The organism is Salipiger sp. PrR002, assembly GCF_010500775.1.
GTDB lineage: Bacteria > Pseudomonadota > Alphaproteobacteria > Rhodobacterales > Rhodobacteraceae > Salipiger.
The window spans coordinates 147074-170024 of record NZ_JAAGOU010000002.1; the positions used below are offsets into that span (position 1 = coordinate 147074).

19 protein-coding genes are annotated in these 22951 nt (G+C 68.9%); 7 read left to right on the plus strand and 12 right to left on the minus strand.

Translation table 11 applies throughout. The features are described 5' to 3' along the window. Nucleotides 1-3: 3 nt before the first annotated feature. Genes G0A00_RS03140 through G0A00_RS03155 form a run of 4 tightly spaced genes read right to left on the minus strand, consistent with a single transcriptional unit; the run spans nucleotide 4 to nucleotide 4278 of the window. Entirely contained in the window at nucleotides 4-963 is a 960-nt protein-coding gene (locus tag G0A00_RS03140) for a glycosyltransferase family 2 protein (RefSeq protein ID WP_164178594.1), read from the minus strand. After that, on the minus strand, nucleotides 960-2168 hold the full coding sequence (locus G0A00_RS03145; protein ID WP_164178596.1) for a glycosyltransferase: 1209 nt from the start codon (nucleotides 2166-2168) through the stop codon (nucleotides 960-962). The genes G0A00_RS03140 and G0A00_RS03145 overlap by 4 nt, the downstream gene beginning before the upstream one ends. Further along, nucleotides 2165-3163 (minus strand): NAD(P)-dependent oxidoreductase, encoded by a 999-nt coding sequence (locus G0A00_RS03150; RefSeq protein ID WP_164178598.1) that lies wholly within the window; start codon nucleotides 3161-3163, stop codon nucleotides 2165-2167. Before G0A00_RS03150 ends, G0A00_RS03145 begins: the two co-directional genes overlap by 4 nt. Beyond that, nucleotides 3151-4278, minus strand: a complete 1128-nt coding sequence (locus tag G0A00_RS03155; RefSeq protein ID WP_164178600.1) for a Gfo/Idh/MocA family protein — start codon at nucleotides 4276-4278, stop codon at nucleotides 3151-3153. The genes G0A00_RS03150 and G0A00_RS03155 overlap by 13 nt, the downstream gene beginning before the upstream one ends. A 337-nt stretch (nucleotides 4279-4615) precedes the next feature. Between G0A00_RS03155 and G0A00_RS03160 the strand changes: the two genes are divergently transcribed. Next, nucleotides 4616-5380 carry a WecB/TagA/CpsF family glycosyltransferase gene (locus tag G0A00_RS03160; RefSeq protein WP_164178602.1) on the plus strand — a complete coding sequence of 255 codons (765 nt, stop codon included), beginning with the start codon at nucleotides 4616-4618 and terminating at the stop codon, nucleotides 5378-5380. On the opposite strand, the gene G0A00_RS03165 is transcribed toward G0A00_RS03160, so the two are convergent. The 3 genes from G0A00_RS03165 to G0A00_RS03175 are packed head-to-tail and all read right to left on the minus strand — an operon-like array spanning nucleotide 5377 to nucleotide 9718. Further along, a complete protein-coding gene (locus G0A00_RS03165; protein ID WP_164178604.1) occupies nucleotides 5377-6150 on the minus strand; it encodes an SDR family oxidoreductase in 774 nt (257 codons plus the stop codon). The genes G0A00_RS03160 and G0A00_RS03165 overlap by 4 nt on opposite strands. Continuing rightward, on the minus strand, nucleotides 6147-7715 hold the full coding sequence (locus tag G0A00_RS03170; RefSeq protein ID WP_164178606.1) for a GMC family oxidoreductase: 1569 nt from the start codon (nucleotides 7713-7715) through the stop codon (nucleotides 6147-6149). The genes G0A00_RS03165 and G0A00_RS03170 overlap by 4 nt, the downstream gene beginning before the upstream one ends. Beyond that, nucleotides 7712-9718 carry an acyltransferase family protein gene (locus G0A00_RS03175; RefSeq protein ID WP_164178877.1) on the minus strand — a complete coding sequence of 669 codons (2007 nt, stop codon included), beginning with the start codon at nucleotides 9716-9718 and terminating at the stop codon, nucleotides 7712-7714. Before G0A00_RS03175 ends, G0A00_RS03170 begins: the two co-directional genes overlap by 4 nt. Nucleotides 9719-10007: 289 nt before the next feature. Here G0A00_RS03175 and G0A00_RS03180 point away from each other — a divergent pair, with 289 nt between their 5' ends. Further along, entirely contained in the window at nucleotides 10008-10595 is a 588-nt protein-coding gene (locus G0A00_RS03180; RefSeq protein ID WP_164178608.1) for a serine O-acetyltransferase, read from the plus strand. On the opposite strand, the gene G0A00_RS03185 is transcribed toward G0A00_RS03180, so the two are convergent. Together G0A00_RS03185 and G0A00_RS03190 are read right to left on the minus strand one after the other, a co-directional pair. After that, a complete protein-coding gene (locus tag G0A00_RS03185; RefSeq protein ID WP_164178610.1) occupies nucleotides 10507-11802 on the minus strand; it encodes a glycosyltransferase family 4 protein in 1296 nt (431 codons plus the stop codon). The two genes, G0A00_RS03180 and G0A00_RS03185, sit on opposite strands and share 89 nt — an antisense overlap. Before the next feature lie 22 nt (nucleotides 11803-11824). Beyond that, nucleotides 11825-13219: a hypothetical protein gene (locus G0A00_RS03190; protein ID WP_164178611.1), complete on the minus strand. Its 1395-nt coding sequence runs from the start codon at nucleotides 13217-13219 to the stop codon at nucleotides 11825-11827. A gap of 308 nt (nucleotides 13220-13527) precedes the next feature. On the opposite strand from G0A00_RS03190, the gene G0A00_RS03195 reads away from it, so the two are divergent. From G0A00_RS03195 to G0A00_RS03215, 5 genes are all read left to right on the plus strand, one after another. Then, a complete protein-coding gene (locus G0A00_RS03195) occupies nucleotides 13528-14748 on the plus strand; it encodes a glycosyltransferase family 4 protein (RefSeq protein ID WP_164178613.1) in 1221 nt (406 codons plus the stop codon). 119 nt (nucleotides 14749-14867) lie between these two features. Then, nucleotides 14868-17654: a molybdopterin oxidoreductase family protein gene (locus G0A00_RS03200; protein WP_164178615.1), complete on the plus strand. Its 2787-nt coding sequence runs from the start codon at nucleotides 14868-14870 to the stop codon at nucleotides 17652-17654. Between the two features lie 82 nt (nucleotides 17655-17736). Beyond that, nucleotides 17737-18486, plus strand: coding sequence for a 4Fe-4S dicluster domain-containing protein (locus tag G0A00_RS03205; protein WP_164178617.1), 750 nt, complete (start codon nucleotides 17737-17739; stop codon nucleotides 18484-18486). 2 nt (nucleotides 18487-18488) lie between these two features. Further along, complete coding sequence (locus G0A00_RS03210) at nucleotides 18489-19382, plus strand: DmsC/YnfH family molybdoenzyme membrane anchor subunit (RefSeq protein WP_164178619.1); 894 nt, start codon at nucleotides 18489-18491, stop codon at nucleotides 19380-19382. Between the two features lie 2 nt (nucleotides 19383-19384). After that, nucleotides 19385-20335, plus strand: a complete 951-nt coding sequence (locus G0A00_RS03215) for an ester cyclase (RefSeq protein ID WP_164178621.1) — start codon at nucleotides 19385-19387, stop codon at nucleotides 20333-20335. A 34-nt stretch (nucleotides 20336-20369) separates the two neighbouring features. On the opposite strand, the gene G0A00_RS03220 is transcribed toward G0A00_RS03215, so the two are convergent. The 3 genes from G0A00_RS03220 to G0A00_RS03230 all read right to left on the minus strand — a co-directional run bounded on the left by G0A00_RS03220 (nucleotide 20370) and on the right by G0A00_RS03230 (nucleotide 22944). Further along, a complete protein-coding gene (locus G0A00_RS03220; protein WP_164178623.1) occupies nucleotides 20370-20795 on the minus strand; it encodes a DUF805 domain-containing protein in 426 nt (141 codons plus the stop codon). 97 nt (nucleotides 20796-20892) lie between these two features. Beyond that, nucleotides 20893-21519 (minus strand): DUF1523 family protein, encoded by a 627-nt coding sequence (locus G0A00_RS03225; protein WP_164178625.1) that lies wholly within the window; start codon nucleotides 21517-21519, stop codon nucleotides 20893-20895. Between the two features lie 204 nt (nucleotides 21520-21723). After that, complete coding sequence (locus G0A00_RS03230) at nucleotides 21724-22944, minus strand: aminopeptidase P family protein (protein WP_164178627.1); 1221 nt, start codon at nucleotides 22942-22944, stop codon at nucleotides 21724-21726. Between the last annotated feature and the right edge of the window lie 7 nt (nucleotides 22945-22951).

Consider the following 22951-nt stretch of genomic DNA (forward strand, 5'->3'; position numbering starts at 1 on the left):
TCCTTACTTATACTCGATCAGGCGCATCGGGGCCTGCCGCAGGCGCCGCCAATGGTAGGTGGCCATGCCGACGAGATTGGGAAACTTCGAAAGGGTGAGCAGCAGCGCGTGGCGGCGCGCCTCGGGGACGGGCAGCCCTTCGCGGCGCAGGCCGCGCGCGGTGCGGGCCCAATTGAGCGGATAGGCGGCGAGCACCAGCAGCGCCAGCGGCCCGACGATCAGCAGGCCGAGCAGGAGCAGCAGCGGCAGGCCAAGCGCATAGACCAGCGCGCGCTTGCGCTCTGTGGTGAAATACTCGGGGTGCAGATGGCCGACCTGCGCAAAGCCGTGGCCGGTGCGCACGGCCCGGCGCCACCATTGCGAGAAGCGGGTCATCGCGGCGTCGTGGCGGGTCATCTCGTGGGGGATGCGTTCGAGCGTCCACCCGGCCTTGCGCAGGCGGATGCAGAACTCGTCATCCTCGGCGGCGATCACCGTGGGATCGAAGCCGCCAACCTCGGCGAAAGCCTCGGCGCGCACCATCATATCGCCGCCGCAGGCGAGGATCTCGCCCGCCGGACGGCGCCATTCCACATCGCAGAGCTGGTTGTAGAGGCTGGCGTCGCGGTGAATTTCCGAGCGCCAGCCGGTGACCATGCCGATCTGCGGGTTGGCCTGAAGATGGGCGCGGGCGGCCTGCAGGTAGCCCGGCACGAGGGCGCAATCGCCGTCGATGAATTGCACCAGCTGCGGATCGTCCAGCGCGGCATATCCGGCGTTGCGCGCGCGCGCGGCGGTGAAGGGCGTGGAAAGGTCGAGCTGGACAATGCGCGCCCCGGCTTTGCGCGCGGCCTCGACGCTGCCGTCGGTCGAGCCGCTGTCCACATAGACCAGGTGCCGCGCCTGTCCCTGCACCGAGGCGAGCGCCGCGACCAGCCGTGCGCCCTCGTTGCGGCCGATGAGAACCACGTCCATCTCGCTCATGCCGCGCCCTCGCCGAAGAGGGCCGAGAGCTTGGCAGCCTCGGTTTTGATGTCGAACTCGGCGATCACCTTGGCGCGGCCCGCGGCGCCCATGCGGCGGCGCCCGTCGGGATCGCTCAGCAGGCTGTCGAGCGCTGCGGCCAATGCGCCCGCCTCTCCGGGCGGCACCAGCAGGCCGCTTGCGCCGTGCTCCACCAGTTCCGGCACCCCGGCGATGCGGGTGGTGACCACGGGAAGCTGCGCCGCCATCGCCTCCATCAGCACCACCGGCACGCCTTCGGCGAAGCTTGGCAGCACGAAGATGTCGGCGGCGCTCAGCGCCTCGGCGACCTCGGCCTGCGAGCGGTAGCCAAGGAACTCCACGCATTCGGCAAGGCCCAGTTCGGCGGCCTTGCGTTCGAGCGCGGTTCGCTCCGGCCCGTCGCCGATCAGCCGCAGGCGCAGGTCGGGATAGCGGGGGGCGAGATCCGCCAGCGCGCGCAGCAGCACCGGCACGCCCTTCACCCCGGCGAGCCGCCCGACGAAAAGCAGGCTCTGCCCGCTCTGCGCGGCGGGGGCATAGCGTTCGGGGTCGATGCCGCAATGCACGATCCGCAGCTTGGGCCAGTCGGCGGCATCGGCGAAACACATCAGTTGCGCGCGGCAATAGGCGCTGATGCAGGCGACAAACCGGGCGCGGCGGGTCTTTTCGTCGATGCGCCAGTGGTGCGGCTCGAAGAAGATGTCGGGGCCGTGGATGGTGAAACTGTAGGGGATGCCCGAAAGCTCGGAGGCCAGCATCGCGACGGTGCAGGACGCCTTGGCGATATGATTGTGCAGATGCTGCACGCCAGCCGCAGCCAGATGGTCGGCGAGCACGCCCGCCTCGGCGAAATAGATGAGGTTGTAGGCGCGGCCCTTCAGCCCCTTGGGGGCCGTCCGCCATGCCAGCGCCAGCGCGCGCAGGTAGCGCGAAGGGCTGCGCAGCCAGCGGGCATGGGCGCGCAGCAGCCGCAGCGGGGCGCGGCAGGCATCGAGCACCTTGAAGGTTTGGGCATGTTCGGCGCGCTGCTCGGGGCCGACCAGATGCTCGGCCCCGGTGGTGCGGATCGAGCAGGTCAGCACCTCGTGACCCATGGCGCGCAGCGCCGCCACCTCGCGCTGGATGAAGGTATCCGACGCGCGGGGATATTCGCCGGTGAGATAGGCCAGCTTGGGGCGGCTCATTCGCGGCCCTCCTGCAGCGCGCGGGCCATCAGCGTCTCAAACCGGGGCAGCGAGAGCGGGCCAAGCGCCGATAGAAGCGCGCGGTCCGGGTAGCGCAGGGGCATCATCCGCGCCTTCAGCGGTGCGACGCGCAGCAGTCCCGGCAGATGTGCCCTGAGCGGCGACAGGATCCGCGCCGCCGCCAGCCACAGCGGCCACGGCAACGGCAGCACCAGCTTGGGCCAGCCCGACCCCGCATGGGCGCGCAGAAAGCGGGTGCGGTCGGGGCGGTCGGGATCGACGATATTGAGCACCTGCGTGGCGCCGGGTGCGCGGCGCGCCGCCTGCAGCAGGCGCTTGGCCACATGGCCGACATGGGCCAAGGGCAGCTCGCCTTTGGTGCCGACGCGGATCAGCAGCGGCCCCAGCGCCGGGCCTAGATGGGCGTTCCACGTGCGCCCCTCGCCAAAGATCGCGCCGGGGCGCAGGATCCACAGCGGCAGACCGGAGGCGCGGCAGAGGTCCTCCTGCGCCAGCTTGCCCGCGACATAGGGATCGCGCGCGGTCTGCACGGCCTCGAGCGGCAGTTTCTCGGTCACCGCGTCGCCGGGGGAGAGCCGCGCCGTGTCGTAGACGGCGATGGAGCTGACGAGCACGAGGTGCAGCGGCAGCCCGTTGAGCGCCTGTAGCAGATGCCGCGTGCCGTCGATGGTGGCCGCCTCGACCGCCTCGGCATCGCCGCCCAGATGCGCGGCGGCATGGATCACCGCGCTGCAGCCCTCGGCGGCCTTGCGCAGCGCGGATACGCAGGCGGGATCCGACAGATCGGCGCGACAGAGCGTGACGCCTTTCATCTGCGCCCAGCCCTCGGGCGGCGCCGCGCGCAGCACCGCGACCACGTCGATCCCCTGCGCACGCGCCTCGGCCAGCACCGCGCGCCCGACGAAGCCGGTGGCGCCGGTGAGCAGGATGCGCGCCGTGCCCGCGCCCACCGTCTGGCCGCTCAGCGCGCCCATGGCATCGGCTCCAGCGGTGCGCAGCGCGTGGTCATCACCTGCGCGCCCGCGTCTTCGCCTGCGTTCTGGATCGCCAGCGTGACCTCGGTCAGATGCAGCGCGAAATCCGCCGACAGGCGGCACGGGCGGTTCTCGCGCAGCGCGTCCAGCATCTCGGCGGGGCCAAGCATGAAGTTCATCGCCGCCGCGCCCCAGCGTTTCACCTTGGGGTGGGTGGGCTGTTTCAGCCGGATGCGGCGCGGGAAGGGGCTTTCCACCAGCCGCCGACGCAGGGCGCCGCGCTTGGCGAATTTCACTTTGGCGGCATTGTCCCACGAGGCCTCGCAGCTGAGCACGCCGCGGTCGCCGAAGATGCGGATGCCGTGGCCATGGCTGGCGACGATCGAACAGGTGAGTCGGGTCACCGGACCGTTCTCGAAGAACAGCGTGGCCACCGACAGGTCGGGCGCGGTCGGGCCGAGGCCTGCCTTGTCGGGCAGCACTTCGGCAGAGGCCGCGACGACCTTGCGCACCGTGCCGAACCAGCCGATCAGCCACGTCAGGTAATAGCCCGCATGTTCCAGCGTGCAGCCGACACGGAACTCGTCCTCATAGGGCCACGGCGCGCCGCTCTCGCTGGTCCAGCCCTGATAGGGCGCCTGCGGGATGAAACCGTCGTCAAGCTCGGCGTAGATGGCGCGCGGCGTGCCTGCGGTGCCCGCGCGCAGCGCGTGGCCCAGGGTCTGCGCCGCCTCGCCCAGCACCGAACAGGGCGCCGAGGCCAGCATCACGCCTCGTTCTGCGGCCAAGGCGTGCAAGGCGCGCGCCTGTTCGATTTCCATGGCGAGGGGCTTTTCGCAATAGACGTGGTGCCCGGCCTCCAGCAGCCGCCGGTTCAGCGCATAGTGCTCTGCCGGGTTGGTCAGGTTGAGCACGATGCAGTCGGCGGGCAGGGCGCTTATGAAGGCCTGCAGGTCCGGCTCGGCGCGCAGCTTCCAATGGGCGCAGAAACGGCTCAGGCGGGCGGCGTCGCGGTCATGCACCGAGTGCACGGTGATGCCCTCCATCGCCTGCAGTGAGCGCAGGTAGAGATCCGCGACGAAGCCGCAGCCGAGCAGTGCGACCTGTCCCGTCATCGGCACCCTGCCAAGCGGCGGGGCGCACCGGCGCATGGCGCGGGGCGGGGGACGGGAAACAGCATCATTCGGCAACCTGGTTACGGATCATGAAAACGACGTCACGGTCATTCATCAGAGAAATTTGACCGAAATTCGGCGCGTTGCAGGAGAGTTTGCCGCTTTGCCGGGAAATCGGCGGATTTGCTTTGCGGGTGAGGCACAGCGGCCACGGTCGCGGGCAAATTGGCACCGGCAACTAGGATACCCCTTCGGCTTGCGGCAGGGTTCGCGCCGGGAGCAGAGGTGAGACCCAAGCCCGGGCCAAAGGGGAAAAGACGCGCCGATGGATCCGCGCATGGAATTCAAGATTGCCGGATACCGGGTGGCGGTCAACGTGCCGACCTGGGCCGCGCTGCAGGCGCGGGTGACCGAAAGGCTCGCCCAGCGTCAGGGCTTTGCGCTGGCGACGATCAACCTCGATCACCTTGTGAAACTGCGCACATCCGCCCCGTTCCGCGCCGCCTATGCGGCGCAGGATTTCGTTGTGGCCGACGGCAATCCCATCGTCTGGATGTCGCGGCTTGCGGGGCGTCCGGTCGAGCTGATCCCGGGCTCGGACGCGATCCTGCCGCTGGCGCGGATCGCCGCGCGGCTGGGAGTCGGCGTGGCGCTTGTCGGCAGCACGCCTGCGGCGCTGTCGCGCGCCAAAAGCTTCCTCGAACGCGAGGTGCGGGATCTGAGCGTCGTCGCGACGATCTCGCCGCCCATGGGATTTGATCCCGAAGGGCCCGAGGCCGAGGCGGTGTTCGAAGAGATCACCGTTGCCGGTGCGGGCCTGTGCTTTGTCGCGCTGGGCGCGCCCAAACAGGAAATCTTTGGCGCGGCGGGACGGCGGCTTGCGCCGGGTGTCGGCTTTGCCGGGATCGGCGCTGGGCTGGATTTCTTTGCCGGAACGCAGGCGCGGGCCCCGGAATGGACCCGGCAGATGGCGCTGGAATGGCTGTGGCGCGCGGCAAGCAACCCGCGGCGGTTGGGCCTGCGCTACCTGCGCTGCCTTGCGATCGTGCCGGGACAGACTGTGCGGGCGCTGCTGCTGCGGCTGTTCTCGAAACAGGCCTAAAGCGTGATCCGGCGCGCGCGGCGCCTTTGAAAACGCAGCGCATCCTTCAGCTTGCCCTTCACGCCGCGCGGCGGCAGCACCTCGCGGTCCATCTCGAAGACAGCGCCGGTCAGCGCCGGATCGGCGTCGAGCGCCAGCGCCACGCCCCAGCGCGCCGCCTGCTCGGGGGCGATCCCATCCGGAATGCCCATCGCCGTGTTCAGCATGCCGGGCATCCAGTCGCCGATGACGATCTGCGGGAAGCGGTCCGACAGATCGGCGATCAGCGCGCGGGTGAAGATGCGCGCCGCACCCTTGGAGACGGAATAGGCCGAGGCCGCGGGCAGCGGCGCGAGATCGGCGAAGGTGGCGACGTTGAGGATGCGTCCGCGCCCGCTCTCCACCATGTCCTGCAGCGCAGCGCGGCTGCAGGCGATGGTGCCGCCAAGGTTGGTGGCGACCGTTTGCATGAAGCTCGTCGCGCTTTCGTCGAGGATATCGCGGCGCGGATAGCTGGCGGCGTTGTTGATCAGCAAGACCACGGGTCCAAGCTCGGCGCGGACGCGGGCGAAGGCCTGATCGACCTCTGCCGGGTTCGAGACATCGCAGGCGAAGAGGTGGAACCGGCCCGGCTCGGCACGGGCGCGGGTTTCCTCCAGCGCGGCGCGGCGGCGGCCAAGCCCCGCAACGGTGAAGCCGCGGCGGGTCAGCTCGACCGCCATGGCGCGGCCAAGGCCGGATCCGGCCCCGGTGATCACGGCGATGCCTTCGGAGGGGCGAAGCTGGGTCATCGGCGGGTTTCCTTGAGCAGCGAGTCGGCCACCCGCAGGGCGTTGGCGGCGATGGTCAGCGAGGGGTTCACCCCCATCGAGCTGGGCATGAACGACGCATCGGCCACGCGCAGGTTGCGCAGCCCATGGGCGCGGCACTCGGCATCCAGCACCGAGCGGGCCGGGTCGCTGCCGAACCGCAACGTGCCCGAGGGATGGCCGAAGTTCAGCTCTGGCGAGACGCCAAGAAACGCGCGCCGCTGGCCTTTCAGGGCGCGGCTGATGGCACGGCGAAACGCGCGGCGGCGCTGAAGCAGTTCGGGGTGCAGCGTGTAGTCGATCGACAGGCGCTGCGGCTGCGCCGGATCATAGGTCACGCGGTTCTCGGGATAGGGCAGGTCTTCGAGCAGGCCGACAAAGATCTGCGCGTGACCGAACAGCTGCGCGGCAATGGCGGCGGGCAGGCGGGTCAGTTGCGACGCACCGGGCAGGTGGCGCAGCTTCGAGCGGGCCAGCATCCGGTTGAGGTAAAAGACAATTTCGCCATAGGAGGCGCGGATGCCCATGGCCTGCACAGTGCCCATCCGGGTGCCGCCCGCATGGTAGAGATCGCGCAGCGAAATGGCCTTGGTGGCCCCCGCGTCGGGCGTGCCGCGCGGCGGCCAGAGCGCGAACATCTCGTTGAGGTGGAACATCAGGTTGCGTCCGACGAGGCCCGAGCCGTTGGCCGCCCCCTCGGGCCATGCCTCGCAGGCTGAGGCCAGCAGCAGGCGCGGCGAGTTGAGCGCCCCGGCGGCCAGTACGTAGCTGCGGGCGCGGACCACATGGGTCTCGCCGTCGCGGCGCAGTTCCACACCCTCGACCGTGTCGCCCGATCCCAGCAGCCGCGTCACCTCGGCCCGGTCCAGCAGCATGGCGTTGCCGGTCTTCAGCGCCGGTTCGACCCCGGCAGAGCGCCCGTCCATCTTGCAGTGGCGCGGGCATTTGGTGCCGAGGCAGTTGAGGCAATCGGGCGTGCGCGCGATGGCGGTATGGGCGTGATAGGGATGCAGCCCGGCGCGCTGCAGCGCCTCCATCAGCGCCTCTTCGGTGCTGGTGAGCGGCGGCGGCCCTTCCAGCGGCAAAGGCGGCTCTGGCGAGAGCGGATCGGGAGTGCCGTGGATATGGTAGAGCCCGGCGGCGCGGTCGTACCACGGGCGCATGGCGTCAAAGCCCACCGGCCAGCCGCCCGCCGGATGGGGCAGGCCGGGCAGATCGTCGAGGTCGTGCCGCTCGGGCCGTTCCAGCGTGGCCGCGTAGAACACCGAACTGCCCCCCGGCCCGGCCCCGAGCGGCGCGTAGAAGGCGCTTTCGACCCCGTCCACCGTGGCGTGCAGCGGCTCGGGCCAGAGCCCGCGCGCCAGCCGCGCCTCGGGGATGAACACCTCGGACAGGCCGTTGCGGGCGCTGCGCTGCCCGGCGGGGCCGCGTTCGAGGAACAGCACCTTCTGCCCCGCCTCGGCCAAGGCCCGCCCCAGCGTGCCGCCGCCGATGCCGGTGCCGATGACCACGGCATCCCAGAGCGTTTCGGTCAGCGGATGGCTCACAGCCCGGCCACCTTGGTGCCGAAGATCGGGCCAAAGAGATCGCGCAGCGCCAGCGCGGCGGCGTTGGTGATGTGGTTGTTGTCGAAATACCAGCCCTGCCCATCGTGCAGCGCGTGGCAGGCCTCGGCGTCGCAGAAGCGCGGCCACGTGTCGATCCAGCGGATCTGTCCGGCCTCGGCCATGGCGCGCCACGGCGCTTCCGCCTCGGCGCTGCGCTGCGCCAGAGCGCTGCGCGGCACGTCCGGTGCGGTGACCGGGGTCTTGGCCAGCGGCCAGCCCGCATGGGCGGCCTCGCGTGCGGCGAGGCGGCTGTCATAGCCGGGGATCTCGGGCGGCTGGCGCAGCACCACCACCTCGGGCACGAGGCCGCGCAGCTCGGCGACGGTGGTGCGCTCCGCCTCGGCAAGGATGCTGGCTTGCGGCACCCCGGCGGGGGTCGGCGCATCGGCGGGGGTGACGGTGATCCTATTGCCCGCGTCGAGGCCGATGCCGCTGCCATGGGCGTAATAGGTCCAGCGTCCGATCAGCGCCACGCGCTGCAGGCTGCTTAGGCTGGGCAGCGCCTGACGGATCTGCAGATTGGCCTGCGTGCAGGCGTAATCCTGCGCCGGGGTGGCGGCGCTTTCACTTTTGCGCAGGCCAAAAAGCGGCGGACAGCCCGCGCGCCAGATGATCAGACCGGGCACATTGGCCTCATGCGCGGCCAGATCGAGCCCCTCTTTGAAGGCGCGCACATGGCTGTCGCCCCAGACCAGCACCTGCGGCGCGCCCTCCGGGCCGATCGGGCAGGTCTCGATCCCCATGAGCGGGCCGCTTTCGGGGGTGGTGCAGCGGCTCCAGTCCTGCAGGAAATCCGCCGAGGCGGCGATATGCGGGCGCACCGATGGGCCGAACCGCTCTGCCAGACCGTTGCCGAGGTAGAGCCAGCCGCCCACCGCCAGCGCCGCCGCCGAGGCCAGCGCCGTGCCGCCGAAGACCAGCGGCGGGGCGAGGCGGGCGCGGCGAACGGGCGTTTCGATGAACCGCCAAGAGAGCCACGCCAGCACCACCGACAGCGCGATCCATGCGGCGGCCTCGAGCGGGCCGCTGTAGCTGCCGCGCAGGTAGAGCGAGAGCGTCACAACCGGCCAGTGCCACAGGTAGAGCGAGTAGGAGATGCGTCCGAAGAACAACGCCACCGGATGCGACAGCGCGCGGTTGACGGGGTTTGCGCCGGTGCCACTGGCGATCAGCAGCACCGCGCCCAGCACCGGCGGCAGGGCGAGCAGGCCGGGGAACATCGGCCCCGCCGGGATCAGCGTCACGCTTACTGCGATGAGGGCCAGCCCGGCCCAGCTGAGCGCCGCGCGGCCGCGCCAGACGCGCCCGGTCTCCAGCCCCCAGATCGCCAGAAGCACGCCCGACAAAAGCTCCCACGCGCGGAACGGAAAGAGGTAGAAGGCCGCGCCCGGATGGCTGGGCGTGGCAAGGATCGACGAGACCAGAGACGCGCCCCAGACCGCCACGAGCGCCATCAGCAGCACTTGGCGGTGCCGCGACAGCAGCGCGATCAGCAGCGGCAGGAAAAGATAGAACTGCTCTTCGACCGCCAGAGACCACGTGTGCAGCAGCGGCTTCATCTCGGCGCCCGTGTCGAAATAGCCCGCTTGTTTGTAGAAAAGCACGTTCGACAGATAGACCGTGGCGGCGATCAGCGACTTGCCGAACTCGCGAAACTCGAAGGGCAGCAGCAGCGCGGCACCGAGCGCGGCGGTGACCAGCGCCATGGCAAAGAAGGCCGGGGCGAGGCGGCGGAAGCGGCGCAGGTAGAAGGCGCCGAGGCGGATGCGCCCTTCGGCCTCATGCTCGCGCCAGAGGATGCCGCCGATCAGAAAGCCAGAGATCACGAAGAACACGTCGACGCCGGTGAAGCCGCCGCCGAGCCACGGCAGGCCGAAGTGATAGAGCACCACCGCCAGCACCGCGACGGCGCGCAGCCCGTCGATGTCGGGGCGGTAGGGCATCGGAGTGTGCAGCGGCTGTCGCGCGCCCGGTCCGGGCGGTGCAGCGTTGGAAAGTGGGGCGGGTTCTGACATGAGAAAACCGGGTCTCGACAATGACATAATCGCCTCACGCCCCCGCATGAGCCCCGCATGAACACAGCGCCGACTATAGCGGCGGCGCTGTCCGGGCTGCAAAGGAAAAGGCGGCTCGGGGTATCCTAGCCTCATAAGTGTTGCGAAACTGCGAGCCGAGGGCAAAAATGTCGGCTGGTCGGGCAGACCTGTGGCGTTTGAGTGGGGTGGGGCCGTCATGGCAGGTGAAAGGATTTCGGCGCAGGTGCCGGACTGGACGCGCGAGGATTTGCGCGGGGTCTGGGATCCGGGGCAGAAGCTGCTGCGCGCCATCCGCCGTTACAGCGCCGCGCGGGCGCGGGGCGGGGTGTTTGGCAAGCTGGCGTCGAAATACTGGGTGCTGGTGCACCGGGTTTGGTCGGTCATCACGCAATGCGAGATTCATCTGGGCACCGAGATCGGTGGCGGCCTGCGGATGCCGCATCCGCAGGGCATCGTGGTGCATTCGGACGCGGTGATCGGGGTCAACTGCCTGCTCTTTCATCAGGTCACGCTGGCCGGGGCGGTGACGCTGGGCGGGCATGTAGACGTGGGCGCCGGGGCCAAGCTGATTGGTCCGCTGACCGTGGGCGATCACGCGGTGATCGGCGCCAATGCCGTGGTCACGCGCGATGTGCCCGCCGGGGCGGTGGTGGCCGGGGTTCCGGCGCGGATCATCTCGTGGCAGCCCGAGGCGGTCACAGGAGATCCGGCGGCGCACCCGGGCTCCCCTGCAGAACCCACTCATAAACCTGCGCGATCTGCTGCGCCTTCCGGCTCCATGTGAAACTCTGCTCGACGCGCGCGCGCGCCGCATCGGCCATGGTGGGCAGCGCCGAGGGATCGCGCGCCAGCCGCTCGAGCGCGGCGGCAAATCCGGCGACGATCCCGGCGCGATCCTCGCAGGGCAGCTTGAAGCCGGTGCCGGGCGTGACCAGCTCGCCCGGGCCGGCGTAATCGACCACCATCGGCACCACTCCCAGCGCCATCGCCTCGAGCACGACACCGCCGCCGAACTCGCGGATCGAGGGGAAGGGCAGCAGGTGGCAGCGGCAGAGCACATCCTGCACCGCGCGGTGATCGAGCCAGCCGTGGAAGGTGACCGCATCGGCGATGCCCAGATCCGTCGCCTGCGCTTCGAGCGTGGCGCGCATCGGCCCGTCGCCGATCATCTCGAGCACCATGCGCCCGTCGCGCAGCAGCGGCGCGGCGGCCTCGAGCAGCATGTCCGGCCCTTTATAGGGCACCAGCCGCCCAACGAATGCCGCGCGCAGCGGTCCCGGCGCGGGGGTGGCGCGCTTGTTGAACCGCGCGGGGTCGATGGCGTTTTCGGGCAGATAGACCAGCTTGCCTGCATGGCGCGCGGGCACTTCCGAGGCGGTGTGCCGCGAGCCGGCGAGGATCGCGCTGGCGTGGCGCAGCGTGGCGCCGCGTCCGGGCATCAGCTTATAGGCGCCGCGCAGGTAGCTCAGCCATTCCCGCTCGCGCCGCCGCTCGGCGTCGAAACCCTTGGGCCATGGCACGCCGCCGTTCAAAGGCCCAAGCACGAAGGGCACGCCCGCGCCGGCGCAGCGCCCGGCCAGCGGCGAGGCGGTGGTGGGGCTGAGCGGGGTGATGCGGTGCACGATGTCCCACTCACCCGCGGTGATCTCGGCGCCGAAGCGCTGCCAGACCAGCCGTTCGAACCACGGATAGCTCAGCGCGCTGATCGCCTGCACCATGGTCCAGCCCTTGCCCTCGCCCATGCGCAGAGCCTCGGCGAGCTTCCACATCGGGCGGGCGAAGGCCTCGGAATCGATCGCGGTGAACTCGCGGCCCTCGGTCAGCCCGGCGCGCAGCAGTGCCTCGCGGTTGCGCACCTGCGTGACCAGATGCACCTCGGCCACTTCGCGCAGCGCATCGGCCAGCGACCAGCCGACCAGCGGCACGCTGACCCACTCGGGGTTGGCGGCCTCGGCGATGGCCAGAACACGGGGTTTGCGGGAGGAGGACATCACAGGGAGCGTGGGCATCAGGTCAGAGGATGGACTGCCATTTCAGCGCTCGCGACTGCTCGACCGAAGCGCGGTTCAGCCGCCCTGCGCGCAGCGCCTCGGCGTAGCCGGTGAGCGAGCCTGCGACGAGCCATGTGAGCGGCGTGAGCGTGGCGTTGGGCACCATGTCCGACAGGTTGATCGCCAGCAGCAGCGACAAGGGCGCGATGAAGGGGGTGATGATGTCGTTGTTCGCGGCGGTGCTTTCGCGCCAGAGCAGGATCAGCGGCAGCAGGATCAGCCCGAACTCGGCAAGGAAGCCGACCCAGCCATAGACGCCGATGACGATGATCCAGCGCCCGTCGGTCACCGTCAGGATATTGCCGCTGACCGGGTCGAGGATGTGGTTGCGTCCCCAGCTGCCCCAGCCGAAGACGGGTTTCTCGTAGGCGCGGTCGAGCAGCGTGTTTTCATTGTCGAAGCGGAAGTCGAGCGAATAGGCGCGCTCCTGATCGATCTTGGCGATCTGATTGAGCAGGCGCTCTTCGGGGATCAGATGGGTGCCCTTCATCACCGGGTAGGTGATCGCGACCATGCCGATCAGGATGGCGACGCGGATTTGCCCCAAGCGGCTCAGGAACAGCACCGAGGGGATCAGCACGATGGCAAAGATCAGCGCCCCCAGCGATTTCGCCAGCACGAGGATCAGCGTCAGCCACAGCGCGATCATCAGCATCTTGCCGTTGCGCTCGGTCCGCCACAGCGCCCAGGCCGAGACGGTGGCTGTCATCATGAAGAAGGCGACCCAGAGCCCATGGTAGAGGAACACCACGGGCCGGTAGCCGTCAGAGCGCACCGATTGGGCAAAGAGGTGCTGGTAATAGCCGTAGACCCAGTTGTTCAGCTGCGGCGACATGCGCAGCTCGATCAGCATTGGCAGCGTATAGACCACCCCGCCCCAGATCAGCGCCACCAGCAGCCGCCGCTGCGAGCCGCCCTGCACGAGGAACTGCCGCGCCAGCAGGAAGGGCAGGACGATCAGGAACTGTTGCAGCACCAGCGCCACCGCGTCCTTGATGCCCAGCCCCGGCAGGCCGATCTGGCCGAAAAACACCGGCTCGGTGTTGGTCACCACGGTCATCACCGGCGAGACCACATAGGTGATCAGCAGCACCTTCCCCATCATCGACTGCGGCAGCAGCCCGCCGGGCATCCCATAGCGCCAGAGGCAAAAGGCAAAGGCGGCGAGCGCCGGGATATTGTGCTTGGTCAGCGGCGGGAACATCGGCAGGTCGAAGACCGCCGGCGGCTCGGGCAGGAACAGATAGCCCACCAGCAATGCCAGGATCAGCGCCCGGTCGGGCGCCATGCGGCGGAACAGCACGATCGTCACGATCGGCCAGAGCGCCAGCATCAGAAAGGCAAGAGGGTTGGGCATACCGGGTCGCGATGCTCGTGAAACGCTTACTCTGGACAGGGACGGGCGGCACCCCCATGCCGCAAGACCATCCGCTCAACATATCAGTCCCGCGTGGCGCTGTCGCCTGCCACCGGAGCCTTGCCCTGCTCTAGCTGGCAGAATTGGCACAATCATGGCGGAGCTTGGGCCGGGGGGAGGTGTTTTGCGGCGCCGGGGTTTATTTAATCTCAGCAAAAGTCACCGGATTGTTCCCATAGCGCCGCGGTAACGCCCGATTGTTCGCGCAGGATTTGGGGGAAATCCGGCTGACGTGTAAAACGAGACCCATGGCCCAACGCGCTCTCAAGATCGCCTATCTGAGTGATTTCTCGCCGCTCGACCGGAACCTCTATTCCGGCGGCAACGCGCGGATTCACGATGCGCTGCGCAACCACGCCGGAGAGGTGACCATCCTGCCCACCGGCTGGGGCGCCGCCGAACCGCTGCGCCGCGCGATCCTGCGCCTGCCCGACGCGCTGAGCCTGCGGCTGCGCTGGCGGGCCCAGATGGCGCTGTCCTCGGTGGTGGCGCGCAATATCGAGGCAGCGCTGCGGCGCGAGCGTTTCGATGTGCTCTTCGGGGCCTATGCGTTTCAGGCCCTGAAAGACCTGCGGCTGCCCTATCCGATGACCGTCGCCTATACCTCCGATGCCACGCATAGCGTTTACCGCTGCTCGGAGATCGGGCAGGCCCACCCCGGCATGATCCCCGGCGGGCGACTGTTCGACGCTTGGGTCGAGCGCGCCGAGGCCGAGGTCTTTCGCCGCGCCGACCTGCTGCTCTGGCCGTCGCAATGGCTGATGGACGCGGCGCAGGCGCGCTATGGCCTGCCCGACGACAAGGCGCAGCTGGTGCCTTGGGGGGCCAATATCGCGCCGCCTCCGGCTCCGGCGCCGCGGGCGATCGCGCGCTCGAAGCCGGTGCATCTGCTGCTGGTCGGGCGCAACTGGTGGGCCAAGGGCGGGCCGCTGGCGCTCGAGGTCACCGCGCTGCTGCGCGCACGCGGCATCGACGCGAGGCTGACGGTGATCGGCTGCGTGCCGCCCGAAGGCAGCGCCCCGCCGCATGTGGAGGTGCACCCGCAGCTCGACAAATCCGTGCCCGCGCAGGCGGCGCTGTTCCAGCAGCTCTACGCCCGCGCCCATTTCGTGGTGATGCCGAGCTTCGAAAGCTACGGGTTCGCCTTCTGCGAGGCGTCGGCGCATGGCGTGCCCTCGCTGTGCCTGCGCATCGGCGGCGTGCCGGTGCGCGATGGGATCAACGGCTTTGCGCTGCCGCCGGGCAGTGGCGCCGAAGAGTTCGCCGCGCGGATCCTCGGCTGTCTCGATGCGCCCGGCCGCTACGCGGATCTGACGCGCAGCACCCGCGCCGAATACGAGCAGCGGCTGAACTGGGACGCATGGGGCGCGCGCGTTGCCGAGCTTCTGCAGGAACAGGTGGCCCGCAGACAGGGCGTTTCGCAGACCGCGCCCTCCGAGGCGGCGGGCGCCGCGCTCGCCGTCGGCTGACCGCTTCGGGCGCCGCTTCGCCGGTCGCGGATCGGTGATCGGGAAAGTTCTGGTCAGGACGGGGGCCTGTGCCCTAGCGTCGTGTCAGGCAACGCATTTTACCCGCAGCTTGGACCCGCATGGCGCAGACCGAACGGCAGCTCGACACTTCTCCGCGGATCTCGGACGAGATCCGCAAGACCACCTGCTACATGTGCGCCTGCCGCTGCGGGATCGACGTGCATCTCAAGGACGGCGCGCCGGTCTATATCGAGGGCAACCGCGATCATCACCTCAATCGCGGCGTGCTCTGCGCCAAGGGCGCGGCGGGGCTCAAGCAGGTCACCTCTCCGGCGCGGCTGCGTGCGCCGATGCGCCGGGTGGGTCCGCGTGGATCGGGCGAGTTCGAGGAGATCAGCTGGGAGGAGGCGCTGCAGACCGCCGTGGACTGGCTGAAACCGCTGCGCGAGACGGCGCCCGAAAAACTCGCCTTCTTCACCGGGCGCGACCAGTCGCAAAGCCTCACCGGCTGGTGGGCGCAGCAATTCGGCACGCCCAATTTCGCGGCGCACGGCGGCTTCTGCTCGGTCAATATGGCGGCGGCGGGGATCTATACGCTGGGCGGCAGCTTCTGGGAGTTCGGCAGCCCCGATTGGGAGCACGCCAAGTTGCTGCTGCTGTTTGGCGTGGCCGAGGATCATGACAGCAACCCGATCAAGATGGGCCTGTCGCAGCTCAAGGCGCGCGGCGCCAAAGTGGTGTCCATCAACCCGGTGCGCTCTGGCTATAGCGCCATCGCCGACGAGTGGGTCGGCATCACCCCCGGCACCGACGGGCTGCTGATCCTGTCGCTGGTGCACGAACTTTTGCGGGCCGGGCGGATCGACCTGCAGTTCCTCGCGCATTTCACCAATGCGCCGGTGCTGGTGGACTGCGATCCGAAGTCCGAAAGCTATGGCCTCTTCCTGCGCGACGCCGAGGGGCGGATGCAGGTGATCGACGCCCAGACCGGTCGCCCCGCGCCTTGGGATGCCGAAGGGGTGGAGCCCAAGCTGACCGGCCATCTGCGCCGCGCCGGGATCACCCACCGCTCGGTGATGCAGATGATCGCGGCGCGCTACATGGTGCCGGAATATGCGCCCGAGGCTGTGGCCGAGCGCTGCGGCCTGCCCGCCGAGCGCATCCGCTGGCTGGCCGCCGAACTCGCGCGCGCGGCTTTCGAGGCGCCGGTGGAGCTTGACCAGCCGTGGACAGATTTTCGCGGTCGGGCGCATCGTACGATGCCGGGGCGCCCGGTGGCGATGCACGCGATGCGCGGCGTCTCGGCGCATTCCAATGGGTTCCAGACCTGCCGCGCGCTGCATCTGCTGCAAAGCCTTTTGGGCGCGGTGGAGACGCCGGGCAGCTTCCGCTTCAAGCCGCCCTATCCGAAACCGCCCGAGGCCCATCCCAGACCGCATGCGCAGGCCCGCCCCGGCCAGCCGCTGGACGGCCCGCCGCTGGGCTACCCGCTCGGCCCCGAGGATCTGGCGGTGGATGAGACGGGCGCCCCGCTGCGCATCGACAAGGCGTTCAGCTGGGAGGCGCCGCTTTCGGTGCACGGCATGATGCATATGGTTATCGCCAATGCGGTGGCGGGCGATCCCTACCGGATCGACACGCTGTTTCTCTACATGTCCAACATGGCTTGGAACTCGGCGATGAACACCGCCGGCACGATGGAGATGCTGACCGCGCAGGACGAAGCGGGCGACTATCTCATCCCGCGCATCATCTACTCGGACGCCTATCGGTCCGAGATGGTCGCCTATGCCGATCTGATCCTGCCCGACACCACCTATCTTGAGCGGCACGACTGTATCTCGCTGCTCGACCGCCCGGTGTCGGAGCCGGATATGGCCGCCGACGCGATCCGCTGGCCGGTTGTGGCGCCGGACCGCGATGTGCGTCCCTTCCAGTCGGTGCTGCTGGATCTCGGCGCCCGGCTCGGCCTGCCGGGCATGTGGCAGGATGGCGCGCCGGTCTATGGTGATTACGCCGATTACATCACCAACCACGAGCGCAAGCCCGGCATCGGCCCGCTCGCTGGGTTCCGTATGGGGCCGCACGGGCTGCAGGACGGGCGCGGCACACCCAATGCGGCGCAGCTGGACAGCTATATCGCACAGGGCGGCGTGCACGGCATCCCGGTGCCGCCCGAGGCCGCCTATTACAAACCGTGGAACCGCGCGTATCAGGACTGGGCGGTAGCGACCGGCCTGCTGGAAAAACCCGCGCCCTATCTGGTGCAGCTCTGGTCCGAGCCGCTGCGCCGCTTCCAGCGCGCCGCCGAAGGGCAGGGCACGCGGCAGCCTCCCGAGGCGCTACGCTTGCGCATCGCCGCCGCCATGGAGCCTCTGCCGACGTGGAGCGCGCCGCTGTCGGAGGGCTTCGAGGATCCAGCCGAGTATCCGCTGCATGCGATCACCCAGCGGCCCATGGCGATGTATCACAGTTGGGGCAGTCAGAACCCGTGGCTGCGGCAGATACACGGGGTGAACCCGCTCTATGTCCCCGGTGTCTGGTGGCGCGAGTTGGGGCTCTCCGAAGGCGACTGGCTGCGCGTCATCTCCGCCCATGGCGAGATCACCGTGCCCGCCGCCCGCATGGAGGCGCAAAGCGAGGGGGTGGTCTGGACGTGGAACGCCATCGGCAAGCGCAAAGGCGCATGGGGCCTCGATGCGGCGGCACCCGAGGCCACCAAGGGCTTTTTGCTCAATCACCTGATCCCCGAACTTCTGCCCGAGCGCGGTGATGGCCTCCGCTGGTCGAATTCCGACCCGGTCACCGGTCAGGCGGCATGGTTCGACCTGCGCGTCCGGCTGGAAAAAACGCCGCCGCCGCCCGAAGCGCAGCCCGCTTTCCCGCCGCTCTGGCGGCCCACCTAGGCGCTTCGTCTAGACCCAAATATCCCGGGGTCCGGGGCAGCGCCCCGGTCCTTCGCCCGCCACTCAGACGAAACGCCGGATCATGACAGACCACCCCGACCACACGCACAAACAACTCGGCCTCGTGATCGACCTTGATACCTGCGTCGGCTGTCACGCCTGCGTGGTGGCCTGCAAGGGCTGGAACACCCAGAGCCAGCCAAGCCCGCTGTCGGATCAGGACCCCTATGGCGCCGATCCTTCGGGCACCTTCCTCAACCGCGTGCACAGCTACGAGGTGACGCCCGAGGCCGGTCCCGCGCAGCTGGTGCATTTCCCCAAGTCCTGCCTGCATTGCGCCGATGCGCCCTGCGTCACCGTCTGTCCCACCGGGGCCAGCTACAAGCGGGTCGAGGATGGCATCGTGCTGGTCAACGAGAGCGACTGCATCGGCTGCGGGCTTTGCGCTTGGGCCTGCCCTTATGGCGCGCGCGAGATGGATCCGGCGGCGGGGGTGATGAAGAAATGCACGCTCTGCGTCGACCGCATCTACAACGAGACCCTGCCCGAAGAGGACCGCGAGCCCGCCTGCGTGCGCACCTGCCCAGCCGGGGCGCGGCATTTCGGCGATCTTGCCGACCCCGAAAGCGAAGTCAGCCTGCTGGTCGAGGAACGTGGCGGGATCGAGTTGATGCCCGAACAGGGCACCAAGCCGGTCAACCGCTACCTGCCGCCGCGCCCGCGCGATGCGTGGCAGGGCGAGGTGGACGTGCTGGCGCCCTTCCTCGAGCCGGTGGCCGAAGAGCCGCGCGGCCTGCTGGGCTGGATCGACCGCACGCTTGCGAGGCTCTGACCATGCATCCGGCCCCCTCGCTACTGGTCTTCACCACTCTCTCGGGTCTCGGCTTCGGCCTGCTGTTCTGGCTCGGCATCGACCTCTCGCCGCCCACCGGCTGGACCGCCTTCGCCTTCCTCGCGCTGGCCTATGCGCTGGCGCTTGCCGGGCTCGCCGCCTCGGCCTTTCATCTCGGGCACCGCGAGCGCGCGCTCAAGGCGTTCAGCCAGTGGCGCAGCAGCTGGCTCTCGCGCGAGGCTTGGGCGGCGGTGATCACGCTGCTCTTGGGCGGCGGCTACGGTCTGACGCTGCTCATCGGCACCCCGGTCCTGTCGCTCGGCTGGCTTGCCGCGCTGGCGGCTTTGGCCACCGTCACCGCGACCGCGATGATCTATGCGCAACTCAAAACCGTGCCGCGCTGGCACCACAGTTCGACCCCGGTGCTGTTTCTTAGCTATGCGCTGGCGGGCGGCGCATTGCTGGTGGGGCAGGTGCTCGCGGCGTTGGTGCTGCTGCCCCTCACCGGCGCGCTGCAGGTCTGGGTGTGGATCGATGGCGACAGCCGCTTTGCGCGCAGCGCCAGCACCCTTGCCAGCGCCACCGGCCTAGGGCCGCAGGGCACGCCCCGCGCGCTCTTTGCACCGCATACGGGCGGCAATTACCTGACGCGCGAGATGGTCTTTGTGGTCGCCCGCCGCCATGCACTGAAGCTGCGGATCATCGCGCTGCTGCTGGCGGTGCTGCTGCCGGTGGCCGGTCTGCTCGCACTGTTGCTGCTTTCCCTGCCCGGCGCGGCGCTGCATCTGCTGGCCCTCATTTCCCTTGTCTCGCATGTGGCGGGCGTGCTTGTCTCGCGGTGGTTGTTTTTTGCTGAGGCCGAACATGTGGTTGGCCTCTACTACGGGAGTCGTTGAGTGTGCCGTTTCTCGCCGGGTTCGATACGCGCTGGCCGGATGTGGCCGCCTATCTCTCCGCGCTGATCGGCGATCTCGACGAGGCCCGGCGGCTCGACCGTCTCGCGGAGTATCTGGCGCCAGAGGTGATCTCGCACGAAGGACTTGGCGCGCTTGTGGAACCCGAGGTGCTGGGCGCGGATCTGGCGGCGCGGGCGGCGGCGCTGAGCGGTGCGGGCTTGCTCTCCGAAGAGCGCCTCTGGCAGGCGACGGCGCAGAACGCCTTTGTCGCCGCCGAGCGGTTTCATGTCACGGCGCGGCACGACGGGGCGGGGCTCTACGGCCCGCCGTCGCGCGCGCCCGTGCAGTTCACCCAGATGACCGAGCGGCATTGCGTGGCAGGGCAGCTGCACGAGCAATGGGTGCTGCGCGACGAGGCGGCGATCCTGCGGCAGATCGGCGTCGATATGCTCGAAGGCGCGCGCTGGCGGCTGGCCGCCGCGCCGCGCGAGACCCGCCCGCCGCGCTATACCGCGCGCGGCAACAACAGCCCGTGGGGCGCGGCGCTGACCGATCTGCTCGAGCGGGTGATGGACGGCGAACTGGCGGTGATGGCGCAGGAGTATGATCCGGCTGCCGAGCTTTTTCTTCCCGGCGCGGAGACCGGCTGCGGCCCGCGCGAGGCCGAGACCTTCTGGCTGGGGCTGCGCGCGGCCTTCCCCTCGGCACGGTTCGAGGTGGACCACGCGCTCGGCGTCGAGGACCCTCTGTCGCCGCCGCGGGCCTGCCTGCGATGGTCGCTCAGCGGCGCTCATGACGGCCACGGCGCTTTCGGCGCCCCCACCGGTGCGCCGGTGCACATCCTTGGCATGACGCAGGTGGAGTTCGGCCCCGATGGCCTGCGCCGCGAATGGACGCTCTACGATGTGCCCGGCGTCTGGGCGCAGATTCTGCGCGCCACCGGCACCGCCTGAGGGTACTTAGACAGGTTTGATCAGGGAGGTTTGATCAGTTTGGCGGCGCGACGGCTCCGAGGGGCTCTTCACCGAAGCGATTGCGCCCCGGCGTGCCCTTCGAAGCAAGCCAGACGATCAGCACAATGATCCCGATCAGCGGGATCAGCGCCAGCCAATACCACCAACCGCTGCGGTCGGTGTCATGCAGCCGCCGGACGGTGACCGAAATGTAGGGCAGCACCACCAGCAGTCCGAAGACCGACGAGAACGGCGCGAATTGCGTCTGCGACGACACGGCGGCGCTGGTTTCGGTGGTGACGGTGGTGGTCTGCCCGAAGAGCGCCAGATCCAGCAACCCCAGCAGCAGCCCGCCGCCATAGACGAAGAGCGCGAACCACCAGAACTCCGAGCGGGCGGCGCGGCCCGAGAAGGTCACATATTTGCTTAGGCAGGTCTTTACGGCTTGGGTGAACCCCATGGCGGTGCCTCCGTTCCTGTTTAGGCTTTGTTTCGGCGCAATCTAAGACACCTTAGAGCCGAAAGCCCCCTGGTGCGAGCCTTGTGCAAGTCGGGCCTCAGCCCTTCTTCTTGCCGCCAAAGAACCCGCGAATGCGCCCGCCCGCCTCGTCGAGATTGTCGCCCATCTCTTCCAGCGCCGGGTCGATCCGGGCGCGGCGGAACCGCCGCCAGCGCACCCAGACCGCCCATGCGAAGGCCGCCAGCAGCGTCAGCACGATGATGTTCGTCCAAGGAATGATGCGCACGTCGGGCCCGTCCACCGGGCGGATCGAGACGGCGTTGGGGTAGATCGACAGGAACTCGTTGCGCCAGCCGTAATGTTTGATCGCCACCCATTGCGGCTCCGAGGCGCCCGAGCGCAGGTCGTTGGCCTCGGCCTGCAGGTTCGAAGTGTCGAACTTGAAATAGGGCGGCCAGCCCCAGCTGGTGTCCTCGTTGCGGTAGACCATCACCTTGTCGTTCGCCAGACGGGTCTGGATGAAGAACACGTCGCGCCCGCCGGTTGCGGCGGCGCTCTTGCTGCCCGCCTGACTCCAGAACCAGCGGTTCACCGAACCCGGTGTCTCGCGCTTCTCGTAGGTGTCGGTGATGCGGGCGATGTCATGCTGCGGCAGCGTGTAATGCAGGAAGGCGCCGACGAGCAGCCAGAAGAGCACGATGAAGGTCCATTTCACATAGGTCACGGGGGCTCTCCTGATGATGCGGCGCGCAGGCGCGGCGCGCCTTCTCCTCAGGTGACCTGTCGGCGCAGGAAAATCAACCGTCTGGCGGCAAAACAAGCCAAGCTCCGCCGCTGCACAGCCCGCGCGTCCTACTTCCTCTTGGCGAAAATATCCCGGGGGTGAGGCGCGCAGCGCCGAGGGGGCAGCGCCCCCTCGGACCAACCCCTAGCCGACCACGTTGAACGCCGGGCCGTAGGGATAGCCGGTGATGTTCTCCGCGCCGTCCTCGGTGATCACCAGAATGTCGTGCTCGCGGTAGCCGCCCGCGCCGGGCTGGCCTTCGGGGATCGTCAGCATCGGCTCCATCGACACCACCATGCCGGGCGCCAGCACCGTGTCGATGTCCTCGCGCAGTTCCAGCCCGGCCTCGCGGCCATAATAATGCGACAGCACGCCAAAGCTGTGGCCATAGCCGAAGGTGCGGTACTGCAGCAGATCGCGCTCTGACAGGAAGCCGTTGAGCGTATGTGTGACCTCGGCGCAGCTCACCCCCGGCTTCAGCAACGACAGGCCAAGCTCGTGTGTGGCGACATTGGCTTCCCAGATGGCCAGCGAGGCGGCATCGACCTCGCCGACAAACAGCGTGCGTTCAAGCGCGGTGTAATAGCCCGAGATCATGGGAAAGCAGTTGAGCGAGAGGATATCCCCCCGCTGCAGCGCCCGCGCGGTGACCGGGTTATGCGCGCCGTCGGTGTTGAGCCCCGACTGGAACCACACCCATGTGTCGCGATACTCGGCATCCGAGAAACGCTTCGCGATCTCCAGTTCCATCGCGTCGCGCCCGGCCATGGCGATGTCGATCTCGCGCGCGCCCTCCCGCACCGCCTCGCGGATGGCATAGCCGCCGATGTCGGCGACCTGCGCGCCATGGCGGATGAGTGCGATCTCGGCGGGGGATTTCATCATCCGCTGGCGCATGGTGGCGGGGGCGATATCGCGGCTCTGCGCCGGCGCGAGGAACTCATCGAGCAGCGCCTTCTGCGCCAGCGTCAGGTGGTCGCCCTCATAGCCGATCACCTTGCCGCTGCCGGTGACCTGCCGCACCGCGCGCCACAGGTTGTTCCGCGCCCAGTCCGTATAGGTGATGTTATCGCCATGGCAGCGCCGCCACGGCTGGCCAGCGTCGATGCCGGCACTGATCGTGACGCTCTCGGAGGCGGTGACCACCAGCGCGTAGGGCCGCCCGAAGCTGCAATAGAGAAAGCCCGAGTAATAGGCGATGTTGTGCATCGAGCTGAGCACGCAGGCGTCGATGCCCTGCGCCGCCATCTCGGCGCGCAGCCCCTTGAGCCGGGCGTCATATTCCTCGGGCGCGAAGGGCAGCGGAGCCTTCTCGCCGTTGTGGAATCGGTAGCTGGCGGGGCGGGTGTTCACTTGGTGGTCCATATGGCCC